Source organism: Neorhizobium galegae, assembly GCF_017877135.1.
GTDB lineage: Bacteria > Pseudomonadota > Alphaproteobacteria > Rhizobiales > Rhizobiaceae > Neorhizobium > Neorhizobium galegae_A.
Genome location: NZ_JAGIPH010000001.1, coordinates 780269 through 791811, shown reverse-complemented (window position 1 = coordinate 791811; position 11543 = coordinate 780269). Strand labels below are relative to the sequence as shown.

The 11543-nt window shown below is 63.7% G+C and carries 12 protein-coding genes; 4 read left to right on the top strand and 8 right to left on the bottom strand.

The features are described from left to right. Positions 1-83 precede the first annotated feature (83 nt). The 3 genes from J2858_RS03970 to J2858_RS03960 all read right to left on the bottom strand — a co-directional run bounded on the left by J2858_RS03970 (position 84) and on the right by J2858_RS03960 (position 3063). Positions 84-821, bottom strand: coding sequence for a 16S rRNA (uracil(1498)-N(3))-methyltransferase (locus tag J2858_RS03970; protein WP_210103421.1), 738 nt, complete (start codon positions 819-821; stop codon positions 84-86). Positions 822-865: 44 nt separating this feature from the next. Continuing rightward, positions 866-2416 carry an inorganic phosphate transporter gene (locus J2858_RS03965; RefSeq protein ID WP_432443244.1) on the bottom strand — a complete coding sequence of 517 codons (1551 nt, stop codon included), beginning with the start codon at positions 2414-2416 and terminating at the stop codon, positions 866-868. Positions 2417-2595: 179 nt separating this feature from the next. After that, the gene (locus tag J2858_RS03960) at positions 2596-3063 is read right to left on the bottom strand and encodes an NUDIX hydrolase (protein ID WP_210104130.1); all 468 of its coding nucleotides are present in this window, start codon (positions 3061-3063) and stop codon (positions 2596-2598) included. A gap of 306 nt (positions 3064-3369) precedes the next feature. Between J2858_RS03960 and J2858_RS03955 the strand changes: the two genes are divergently transcribed. Genes J2858_RS03955 through glcF form a run of 3 tightly spaced genes read left to right on the top strand, consistent with a single transcriptional unit; the run spans position 3370 to position 7397 of the window. Continuing rightward, a complete protein-coding gene (locus tag J2858_RS03955) occupies positions 3370-4824 on the top strand; it encodes an FAD-linked oxidase C-terminal domain-containing protein (RefSeq protein ID WP_210103420.1) in 1455 nt (484 codons plus the stop codon). Between the two features lie 56 nt (positions 4825-4880). Continuing rightward, the gene (gene glcE / locus J2858_RS03950; RefSeq protein WP_210104129.1) at positions 4881-6086 is read left to right on the top strand and encodes a glycolate oxidase subunit GlcE; all 1206 of its coding nucleotides are present in this window, start codon (positions 4881-4883) and stop codon (positions 6084-6086) included. Between the two features lie 6 nt (positions 6087-6092). Then, positions 6093-7397 (top strand): glycolate oxidase subunit GlcF, encoded by a 1305-nt coding sequence (gene glcF, locus J2858_RS03945; protein WP_210103419.1) that lies wholly within the window; start codon positions 6093-6095, stop codon positions 7395-7397. On the opposite strand, the gene J2858_RS03940 is transcribed toward glcF, so the two are convergent. After that, on the bottom strand, positions 7394-8056 hold the full coding sequence (locus J2858_RS03940) for an outer membrane protein (RefSeq protein ID WP_210103418.1): 663 nt from the start codon (positions 8054-8056) through the stop codon (positions 7394-7396). The genes glcF and J2858_RS03940 overlap by 4 nt on opposite strands. A 95-nt stretch (positions 8057-8151) precedes the next feature. Next, the gene (locus J2858_RS03935; RefSeq protein WP_210103417.1) at positions 8152-8973 is read right to left on the bottom strand and encodes a L,D-transpeptidase; all 822 of its coding nucleotides are present in this window, start codon (positions 8971-8973) and stop codon (positions 8152-8154) included. Positions 8974-9180: 207 nt separating this feature from the next. Between J2858_RS03935 and J2858_RS03930 the strand changes: the two genes are divergently transcribed. Beyond that, complete coding sequence (locus J2858_RS03930; RefSeq protein WP_210103416.1) at positions 9181-9810, top strand: DNA-3-methyladenine glycosylase I; 630 nt, start codon at positions 9181-9183, stop codon at positions 9808-9810. Here the strand turns inward: J2858_RS03930 and J2858_RS03925 are convergent. The 3 genes from J2858_RS03925 to J2858_RS03915 form a co-directional block, all read right to left on the bottom strand. Further along, positions 9807-10523 (bottom strand): HAD family hydrolase, encoded by a 717-nt coding sequence (locus J2858_RS03925; protein WP_210103415.1) that lies wholly within the window; start codon positions 10521-10523, stop codon positions 9807-9809. The genes J2858_RS03930 and J2858_RS03925 overlap by 4 nt on opposite strands. Positions 10524-10620: 97 nt before the next feature. Beyond that, on the bottom strand, positions 10621-11046 hold the full coding sequence (gene copM / locus J2858_RS03920; protein ID WP_432443243.1) for a CopM family metallochaperone: 426 nt from the start codon (positions 11044-11046) through the stop codon (positions 10621-10623). Positions 11047-11113: 67 nt separating this feature from the next. Beyond that, a complete protein-coding gene (locus J2858_RS03915) occupies positions 11114-11506 on the bottom strand; it encodes a hypothetical protein (protein ID WP_210103414.1) in 393 nt (130 codons plus the stop codon). Between the last annotated feature and the right edge of the window lie 37 nt (positions 11507-11543).

Here is an 11543-nt window from a genome sequence, read left to right as displayed (position 1 = left end):
GGAATGCTGCTTGTACCGGATCTAGCGGCGGCGCAAGTGAATTTCTCTGAAGTGTGTCGGCACGCGTCTTCGTTCTCGCCCCGTCATCGCCAGTCGCCGATTGTGGCCTGCACGAGTGCAAGGGCTGCCACCGCTGCGGTATCGGCCCTGAGGATGCGCGGCCCGAGCGGAATGGCGGTCACGAAGGCCAGGCTGCGCAGCAGTGTCCGCTCTTCTTCAGAAAACCCGCCTTCCGGGCCGATCAGCAGCGCCAGCTTGCGCTCCCTGATCTCGTTGAGGATCGGCAGCGGGTTCTGGCTTTCCTCGCCCTCGTCGCAAAAGATGATGCGCCGGTCGGCGGGCCAGGTGTCGAAGAGATCTTTGAGCTTCACCGGTGCCGTCACCTGCGGCACGGCCAGCACGCCGCATTGCTCGGCCGCCTCCACCACATTGGCCTGAAGCCGCTCCAGGCTGGTGATCTTGCCCTGCACATGCTGGGTCATCACCGGCTGCAACAGGCCGGTCCCCATCTCCACCGCCTTCTGCACGAGATAATCCAGCCGGCCGACCTTCAGCGGCGCGAACAGATAATGCAGGTCGGAAAGGGGCGATTGCGGCCGCGTCTGCTCGAACGGCTGAAGCAGCAACTTCTTGCGGGTCGGAAGAAGAAGTCGTGCCCGCCATTCGCCGTCATGGCCGTTGAACACAAGAACCTCGTCGCCTTCGGCCATGCGCAGCACGTTGACGAGATAGTTGAAGTGGTCGCTCGTTGCCTCCAGGGCCAGACCGGCCGAGAGCGGCGTGTCGATGAAAAGCCGCTGCATGCGGAAATTGGCGCGCATCCGGAATGCCCCGTTCAGGTGTCGTTTTATTCAAAGCCGTGCGGTTACACGAACAGGCGGAACATAAGCATCGCAATGAGCGCCGCAAGGGCTCCGGACACGGGAACGGTAATCGTCCAGGCGCCGACAATGGTGAGCAGATGCGACCGGCGCACCAGGTAACGCCTTCGCAATTCGGCCGTGTTGACCTCGCCGACCGGCTTTTCCAAACCCTCACCGCCGCCCGGCGCGATCTGGGCGAGATAGGCCTTGCGCTGGTTCGAATGCCGGTGGTGCCATTCGCGAAACAGTCCGACGCCGAAGACGGCGCCCACCGCGATATGGGTGGAGCTGACCGGGGCGCCGATGGAGGAGGCAAGGATGACGGTGACGGCCGAAGACAGCGCCACGCAATAGGCCCGCATCGGGTTGAGTTTGGTGATTTCCTTGCCGACCAGCAGGATCAGCTTTGGTCCGAACAGCAGCAGGCCCATGGAAATGCCAAGGCCGCCGATCAGCAGTTCCCAGAGCGGCAGCGGGGCATCGGCCACCAGCGGGCCGTCGTTCAGCGTGCCGATGATGGCGGCCAGCGGTCCGATGGCGTTGGCCACGTCATTGGCGCCATGGGCAAAGGAGAGAAGGGCGGCCGAAAAGATCAGCGGCAGCTGGAAGAGCTTGCGCAGCGACTGGTTGCGGTTGTCCAGACCCTCCGACTGGCGCCTGACCAGCGGGCGGGACATGAGGGTCACTGTTGCGCCGAAGGCAAGGCCGACCAAAAGCGCCTGCGGCAGGGCAACGCTCAGGATTTCTATCGGCAGCATCAGCATCAGATAGGCGGCAAAGGAGCCGGCCATGACGCCGATCAGCACCGGCACCCAGCGGCGGGCGGCGGCAATCTTGTCGGGCGTATAGATGATGAAGGTCTTGATGAAGGCGAGCATGGCAACCGCCACCGCGGCCCCGAGAAGCGGGGAGACGACCCAGCTGGTGGCGATGCCGGCCAGCACCGTCCAGTTGACGGCACTGACACCGGCGGCGGCAATGCCGGCCCCCATGACGCCGCCGACAATGGCATGGGTGGTCGATACCGGCGCGCTGATCCAGGTGGCAATGTTGATCCAGATCGCGGCGGCAAGCAGTGCTGCCATCATCGCCCAGACGAAGAGATCCGGGTTTGCCACGCGGTCCGCATAGAGAATGCCGTTGGCGATGGTGCCCGCGACCTTGTTTCCGGCAATGAGCGCGCCGGCAACTTCGCAGACGGCAGCAAGGGCAAGGCCGAGCCCGAGGCTGAGGGCCTTGGAGCCGACGGCAGCGCCAATATTGTTGGCCACGTCATTGGCGCCGATGTTCATGGCCATGTAGCCGGCAAGAACGGCCGCTGCAATCGCCACCAGCGTATCCGGATGGCCGGCGGTGGAGGCGAGCGTGAAGATCATCACCGCCAGCAGAAACAGAAAGCCGGCACCCGATCCCGCAAGCCGCCGGCCGAGGTGCTTGGAGGCATCCTCGACCGAGCTGATCTTGTCGAGATCCTTGTCGAGCGTCGCCGTGCGGGCCTTTGGGGTGCGCGCCTTCTGCGGTCGGTCACTGCCGATGTCGGAGCCTGTATTCACGGATTAAATGCCGCCTTCGCAAAATTTTCTTGAGGTCAATCATCGCCGATGCGCGGCAGCGCCGGGATGTCAGACAATATGGACGCACTGTGCGACAATCTCGCCTGCGCCGGTCGATGTTTATGAATATCCTGGCCGCAAGGGCTGCGGCGCAACGTCATTTTGCCGTGCGGCCTGCGTCAGCGACCGGCAGCCGCCCTCAGTTTCACCGGTGCCGGCGAAGCCATCCGCTTATCAAAGGCCATGAACAGGGCGCGCAGTTCCGGCTCGTTCACCCGCAATGCCGCCTCGGCGCAGGATGTCCAGTCCAGTGTCCGGCTGTCCTTTTCGGGGAAGTCCGTCAGCATCTCGTCGACGCGCAGCGCATGGACCTGCACCCGCACCGGCACTTCCACGCCGCTCTTGCGCTTCTTCATATAGGCGAAATAGCCGAAGGGCTCCTTTTCCGCCTTGCCGCGCACGCCGGCCTCTTCATAGGCTTCGCGTTCGGCGACCGCATGGGCCTTCTTGCCCTTCATCGGCCAACCCTTCGGAATGACCCAGCGGCGGGTTTCACGGCTGGTCAGCAGCAGGACCTGAAGCCCCAGCGCCGCATCGAACCGATAGCACAGCGCGGCATACTGCTGGCGCGGTGGACGCCGCAGCATCAGGGAAAGGTTCGAGACGAGTTGGTTTAGAAGGTTCACGGTCCTGGTTCACTCCGGATATGCTGAATTGCTCCTAGCAGAAAAGGCCATTGCACAGCTGTTCATTTGCGACGTTAGCGGAAAAATTGATTCGAAGTGCGGCAATCTCAAAACTCTTTTACACTCTCTGGATTGCACCAACCTGAATATATGAGAATTTGCTTGGGGAATGGAGCGATTTTTTTCGACCTCCACTCTCTTTGCGCGAAGCCCTTGATGCGGATGGGCCATGTGTGAGACGACTGGCGGACAGGTGGAGGAGACGACGTGTCGGAGGTCATCGCATTCCTGAAGCCGCGTGCCGAGGTGTTGGCGCGCCGCTCGGTCATCATTGCCGATCTGGCGGATCTTTTGCCGCCGGAGTGTCTGGTGCATGAGGCGCGCGAACTGGTGCCGTTTGAAACGGATGCCTTTGTCGCCTATCGCCGCCTGCCGCTGGCCGTCGCGCTGCCCAAGACCACTGCCGAGGTGGCGGCTGTCCTGAAATACTGTCACCGCTATGGCATCCCGGTCGTGCCGCGCGGGGCGGGCACGTCGCTCTGCGGCGGCGCCATCCCGCAGGAGGATGCCGTCGTAATCGGGCTGTCTCGCATGACGCAGATCCTGGAGATCGACACGTTCAACCGCACGGCAACCGTGCAGGCGGGCGTCACCAATCTGTCCATTTCCGATGCGGTGTCGCCGGAGGGGTTTTTCTACGCGCCGGATCCGAGCTCGCAACTGGCCTGCACCATCGGCGGCAATATCGGCATGAATTCCGGCGGCGCGCACTGTCTGAAATATGGCGTCACCACCAATAACCTGCTCGGCGTCAAACTGGTGCTGGTGGATGGCACGGTGATCGAGCTTGGCGGCAAGCATCTGGATGCCGGCGGCTATGATCTGCTTGGCCTCGTCTGCGGCTCGGAAGGCCAGCTTGGCATCGTCACGGAAGCGACGGTGCGCCTCATCGCAAAGCCGGAGGGCGCGCGGCCCGTGCTGTTCGGCTTCGACACCTCGGAAGGGGCGGGCGCCTGCGTGGCCGATGTCATCGGATCGGGCATCATTCCCGTTGCGATCGAATTCATGGACAAGCCCGCCATCGAGATCTGCGAGGCCTTTGCCAAGGCCGGCTATCCGCTGGATGTCGAGGCTCTGCTGATCGTCGAGGTCGAGGGGTCGGAGGCCGAGATGGACGCCATGCTGGCGCTGATCGTCGAGATCGCCTGCCGCCATGGGGTGAAAACGGTGCGCGAATGCCAGTCGGCGACGGAGGCCGCTCTCATCTGGAAGGGCCGCAAATCCGCCTTCGGCGCCACCGGCCGCATCGCCGATTACATCTGCATGGACGGCACGGTGCCGCTCAGCCAGCTGCCTTATGTGCTGAAGCGCACCGGCGAGATCGTTCAAGGCTTTGGGCTTCGCGTCGCCAATGTCTTTCACGCCGGCGATGGCAACATGCATCCGCTGATCCTGTTCAATGCGAACGATCCCGACGAGGCAGCCCGCGCGGAGGCGGCCGGCAACGAGATCCTGAAACTCTGCGTCGATGCGGGCGGCTGCCTCACCGGCGAGCATGGCGTCGGCATCGAAAAGCGCGACCTGATGCGCCACCAGTATTCGAAAGCCGATCTTCACCAGCAGATGGCGGTGCGCGCCGCCTTCGATGCGCAATGGCTGATGAACCCGTCAAAGGTGTTTCCGCTCGACGGGCGGCCTGCCATGGGGACGGTTTCCGCATGAGTGCGATTTCGACGGATATGACATCCATCACCGCCAATCCGCTCGATACCGGCGCGATGAGCGCGATCCTGGTTCCGATCTGCGAGGAGGAGGCGGCCGGCATGATCCGCGCGGCGGCCGAGGCCGGGCGCCGGCTTTCGATCTCCGGCGGCAATACCCGCTCCGGCTTCGGCAACCGCGTGGACGCCGATGCGGTGCTGCGCTCGGCGGCCATGTCCGGCATCGTCGCCTATGATCCGGCCGAGATGGTGATGACGGCACGGGCCGGCACGCCGGTTGCCGAAATCGAGGACATCCTGCTCGAAAACAATCAGATGCTCTCCTTTGAGCCCATGGATCACCGGGCGGTGATGGGCACGGAAGGCGAGCCCACCATCGGCGGCGTCTTTGCCACCAATGCCTCCGGTCCGCGCCGCATCCTGGCGGGCGCCGCGCGCGACAGCCTTCTCGGCATCCGCTTCATCAACGGGGAGGGCGAGGTCATCCGCGCCGGCGGACGGGTGATGAAGAATGTCACCGGGCTCGATCTCGTCAAGCTGCTGGCCGGCTCCTTCGGCACGCTCGGCTTCCTCACCGAAGTGACGTTTCGCGTGGCGCCCCGCCCGCAGACGGAACAGACGCTGATCGTAAGCGGCCTTGAGGATGACGTCGGCGCACGCGCCATGGCGCTTGCCATGGGACTTTCCGTCGAGGTGTCCGGCGCTGCCCACCTGCCGGAAAGCGTGCGCGGCCGCTTCCTTTCCGGCCGCCTGCCGGATGGTGCGGCAACCGTTCTGCGGCTCGAGGGCCTGTCCGCCTCCGTTCCCGTGCGCGCCGAAAAACTCACTGCTGCCCTTCACCGGTTCGGTCCGGTCTCGCGCGTCGAGGCCGAGGCGAGCGCGCATTTGTGGCTGCAGATCCGCGACGTGCTGCCTTATGCGGATCGCAGCCAGAAACCGCTCTGGCGGGTTTCGGTTTCGCCCGGTGCCGGAGCGTCGCTGGTGGCGGCCCTCAGGCTCGAAGCCGGTGTCGATGCGTTTTACGACTGGCAGGGCGGTCTTGTGTGGATGCGCATGGAGGCAGACCCGGAGGCCGCGCTGTTGCGTGCCCTCATTGCCCGGTTCGGCGGCGGCCATGCCACGCTGCTGCGCGCCGGCGATACCGTGCGCGATCAGACGCCCGCCTTCGAGCCGCAGCCGGCGCCGCTTGCGGCCCTGTCTGAACGGGTCAGGCAAAAGCTGGACCCGGCCGGCATTTTCAATCCGGGAAAGATGGGGGCGTAACCGCCGATGCAGACCAATTTCACCGAAGCCCAGCTTGCCGATCCGCATGTGGCGCAATCGGAAAAAATCCTGCGGCGCTGCGTGCATTGCGGTTTCTGCACCGCCACCTGTCCGACCTATGTAACGCTCGGCAATGAACTCGACAGTCCGCGCGGGCGCATCTACCTCATCAAGGACATGCTGGAGAACGACCGGCCGGCCGACCGCGAGGTGGTGACCCATATCGACCGCTGTCTCTCCTGCCTTGCCTGCACCACCACTTGTCCCTCCGGCGTCGATTACATGCACCTCATCGACCATGCGCGGGCCCATATCGAAAACACCTATCGCCGCCCGCTGATCGACCGGCTGATCCGCGGCGTGCTTGTGGCGGTGCTGCCCCATCCGCAGCGCTTCCGGCTGGCGCTGGCGCTTGCCCGTCTGGCCCGGCCGCTAGCGTCCGTTCTTGGCCGCGTAAGGGCGTTAAAACCGCTTGCCGCCATGCTGGAACTTGCGCCGCAAAGCCCGCTTCCGGCCGCACCTGCGGGTCCGGTCCCAGTGGAACAACCGGTCCGCGGGCGTGTCGCGATCCTTGCCGGCTGCGCCCAGCCGGTGCTCGATCCCGGCATCAATGCGGCAACCGTTCGGCTGCTGTCCCGGCTCGGGGTGGAGATCGTGACACCCAAGGGAGAGGGCTGTTGCGGCGCGCTGGTGCATCACATGGGCCGCGAGGCGGCAGCGCTGGATTTTGCCCGCGCCAATGTTGATGCCTGGACGCGCGAGATCGAGGCGGGCGGGCTCGATGCCATCCTCATCACCGCCTCGGGCTGCGGCACGACGATCAAGGACTATGGCCACATGCTGCGGCTTGATCCGGCCTATGCTGAAAAGGCCGCACGGGTTTCGGCGCTCGCCAAGGATGTCACCGAATTTCTGGCGCTGCTCGACCTGCCGCGTCTTGCTCCGCAGAACCTCACCGTCGCCTATCATTCCGCCTGCTCGATGCAGCACGGCCAGAAGATCACAATGCAGCCGAAACTTCTTCTGAAGGCGGCGGGGTTTGCGGTGAAGGATCCGGCCGAAGGCCATCTCTGCTGCGGATCGGCCGGAACCTATAATATCCTGCAGCCCGAGATTTCGGCGCAGTTGAAGGCGCGCAAGGTGAAGAATATCGAGGCGACCCGCGCCGATCTGATCGCCACCGGCAATATCGGCTGCATCACGCAGATTGCGACCGCTGCGAAAATGCCGATCCTGCATACGGTGGAACTGCTGGACTGGGCCTATGGCGGGCCGAAACCCGCCAAGCTTGCCGGTCTTGAACGGGCTTAGAACTTGTAGGCGACGCCGAAATTAACCGCATTGGTCTTCACGTCGGTCTTCAGCGACGCGCCGCTGTCGATGTCCACGTCGACGAAGGAATAGGTGCCCTTGTATTCCAGAAAGGTCGACCAGTTCCTGGTGATGGCGTAACTCACGCCGGCCTGCGCCTGCAGCGTCGCGCCACCGAACTGGTATTCGAACGTCTTGCCCGAGGCACGCGTGACTTCCACATGCGGCACGTTGATGCCGGCACCGGCACCGACATAGGGGGTGAGCGCCGGCATGCTCTCCAGCGGAAAGCGATAGAGCGCGTTCAGCGTCAGGAGATTGAGGCCATCGGTGAACTCGAAATGCGACCAGCCGGATTTTTGCAGCGTGTCGTCGTCGGCATAGACCTTGTCATGGGTGTAATCGAGCGAGATGCCGAGATTGGAGAGCGCACCGCCCTCGAACCAGTAGGTGCCGCGCACGCCCCAATAGGGCGGCGAGGCAAAGGATTTTCCCTCCCAGCCGGCGGTGAAATCCGCCTGGTCGGACACTTCTACCTTGCTGTGCGGCGCGGTCTGGTAACCGCCATAGGCGGAAATCTCGAAATCGCCCGCATGGGCGACACCGACAAGAAGACAGCCGCCCAAGACGGCAGCGGCAAGACCCATGCGAAAAGACATGATGTTGACCCCGATCCCCAAAGCTTGGGATGGAGCTAAGCGGGCGTCGATGACAGGGTGATGACGCGGCTGTGGCGCGGCGGCATCACTTGAACTCAGATGACGATCACCTTGGTGCCAACGGGCACGCGGCCGTAGAGATCGGTGACGTCTTCATTGCGCATGCGGATGCAGCCGGAGGAGACGGCGGAACCGATGGTCCAGGGGGCATTGGTGCCGTGGATGCGGTAGAGCGTCGAGCCGAGATAGAGCGCACGGGCGCCGAGCGGGTTTTCCGGTCCGCCCTCCATGGAAGCCGGCAGGTAATGCCCCTTTTCCGCCTCGCGGCTGATCATCTCCTGTGGCGGATGCCAGCTTGGCCATTCGGCCTTGCGGGTTACGGTATGGGCGCCGGCCCATTCGAAGCCGGGCTTGCCAACGCCGACGCCATAGCGCTTCGCCTTGCCATCCTGCAGCACGAGATAGAGAAAGCGGCTGGTCGAATCGATGATGATCGTGCCGGGCGCGTGGCTGGTGTCGAAGGACACGATCTGCGGCAGGAATTGCGGCTCGATGCGCCCGCGGATGACCGGAAGAGGCCGCCCGGCCACCGTCGTCTGCACCGGCCGCACACCTTGCGCCTGCGGCTCCGGTGCCACTTGCGGCTCCCGTGGGCGGATCTGGGTGGACTGGGTGCGCGGCGACGGCGGCGGCTGGCGGTAGAGGACGCGCAGGCCGGGCGGTGGTGGCACTTGAGCGGCGCGGACGCCGGAGGGGACAGGCGTGCGACGCGGCGTGCCGCCGAGCTGCGTAATCCAGGGCGCGGTGAGATCCGGGCTGACGATGACGGGCGGGCGCTCCGCATAACGGTCCTCGGCCAGTGCCGGACCCGAGAGGCTTGCAAGTCCCAGCGCACCGATCAGCCACATCGTCTTCATCGGCCTTATCCTTTGCAAATGCTTAACCCACTGATCGCCTTCACGCCGCGATGGCCTGACCGTGCGGGAAAGGTGCAAGCGAAACGTAAATGCGCTCCCGTTGCCTGTCAGGTTTTGGCGCAAACTCTGCCGTCACGGTTAATCTCTGGTTGGCAGACATGGTTTATCCCGGCTAAACGAGGGGGCGCGTCGGGAGGGATATCGATCATGCAGAAGCCGGGGATCATTGAGGGGGCGGACGGACGTTGCCGCTGCAGCTGGCATCAGGGCCTTGCCGATTACGAGCGCTACCACGATGCGGAGTGGGGCCTGCCGGTGGTCGACGATATCCGGCTGTTTGAAAAGATCTGCCTTGAAGGCTTTCAGTCGGGCCTGTCGTGGCTCACCATCCTGCGCAAGCGCGACAATTTTCGCGCAGCCTTTGCCGGCTTCGATTTTAACAAGGTCGCGCTGTTCGATGAGGCGGATATCGAACGCTGCGTGGCCGATGCCGGCATCATCCGCCACCGCGGAAAGATCGTTTCCACCATCAACAATGCCCGCCGGGCGGTGGAGCTGCGCGATGAATTCGGCTCGCTTGCCAAGTTCTTCTGGTCCTATGAGCCGGATACCTCCGAACGCCCGGCGGTGATGGATCTCGACACGCTGCGGGCCAATCCGACGACGCCCACCTCGGTGCGGCTGTCAAAGGACTTGAAAAAGCGCGGCTGGAGTTTTGTCGGCCCGACCACGGTCTATGCCTTCATGCAGGCCATGGGCCTCGTCAACGATCATCTGGACGGCTGTTATCGCCAGCCGGAGGTGCAGGCGCTCAAGGATGCTTTCGTGCGGCCTTAATCCGGTGCCGAACAGATCTGCGCGATGAGGTCGGGCAGTTGGCCCAGCGTTTCGATCTCGCGAAAGCGCGGCGCCTCGAGCGGGCGTTCCACATGCTCCAGAACCCAGGTCAGTTCGTGCGGCACGAACACGCCCCAGGCGCCGCTTGCAATGGCCGGCACCACATCGGATTTCAGCGAATTGCCCACCATCATCGCCTGTTCGGCGCCTTCGCCATGTTTTGCAAAGATCCGGCGATAGGTGGTGGCCGTCTTGTCGGAGACGATTTCCACCGCATCGAAGAAATCGCCAAGACCGGATTGGGCAAGCTTGCGTTCCTGGTCGAAGAGGTCGCCCTTGGTGATCAGCACCAGAAAATAGCGCCCGCGAAGCGCCTCCAGCGCGGCCCGCGCCTGCGGCAGGCATTCCACCGGGTGGCTCAGCAGATCGCGGCCGATGGTGAGGATTTTTCCAATGACCTCGCTCGACACCTTGCCTTCGGTCACTTCCAGCGCCGTCTCGATCATCGAGAGGGTAAAGCCCTTGATGCCGAAACCGTAATGGGCAAGGTTGCGCTTTTCCGCCTCCAGCAGCCGTTCGGAAATCTGCTCGCCTTCCGCAAAGTCGGCGAGCAGCGCGCGAAAATGGCCTTCCGTCAGGCGATAGAACTGCTCGTTCTGCCAGAGCGTGTCGTCGGCATCGAAACCGATCACGGACAAGCGGCGGATCGTCATGGGCAGCCTCCGAATGTTCAGCCAAGCGCAAGTGTAACCCGGCGGTGAGGCAAAGCAATGGCGCGGGAAAGCGCCATTGCATCGGTCGTGCCCGTGCTTAACGGCCGTGGCTCTTCAGCCAGGCCTTCATCTCGGTAATCTCGGCCTCCTGCGCCTTGATCACGTCCTGCGCCAGCGCGCGGATCTTTGGATCCTTGCCGTGTTCAAGCTCGACGCGGGCCATGTCGATGGCACCCTGATGATGGGGGATCATCGAACGGACGAAATCCACATCGGCATCGCCGGTATATTTGACCGCCATGTCCATGTGCATCTTGCGGTTGGCCGCTTCGAAGGCGCGGGTGGAGGGCGTGTCGGCCGCTTTTGGCATCTGGCTCATCATGGAGCCCTTCATCTCGCCATGCCCGGCATGGGCCGGCATGTCCTGCGCGATTGCGGGCGCGCCGAGAAGCGGGGCGGTGAAGGCAAGCGCTGCGGCAAGCGCAGCCGGGATCAGTCTCGGGTCGAGCAGTCTGGTGGTCATGGGGATTTCCCTTTTATCTGACGCAAATGGATGGAATTGGGCCGGATCGGCCCGTTCATCGCAAAGGTCAGGCGCGGGGAGGGGGCACCAGCGGATCGGGCGCGCCGGCCCGCATCTGTGCCACGCGGGAAGCGGGATAGCTCAGCGGAAGCGTTTTGCGCACATCGGCAAAAAGCGGCACCGGCAGCGGCGACAAGCAGGCCGCGCAAAACGCTCCGGCGCAGCAGTTCATCATCGGCATCGGCTTGCAGCCGGGACAGGGAGCCATTTTCTGTGTCGCATGCGCGTGATGCGGGCCATGCGGCGCGTGACCATCGTCCATGGCCGCGGACGAAAAGGCAGCATGATGCGGCATTAACGCCATTGTCGGTATTACGGCCATCGGCTGCAGGGCAAGCACCGGCATCATCCCCTGCAGGAGAACGGCAACAACCATGAAAAGCCGGGCAATGTGGCGCATGGCCGAACTATAAGCGCATTGCATCGGCCGGACAACT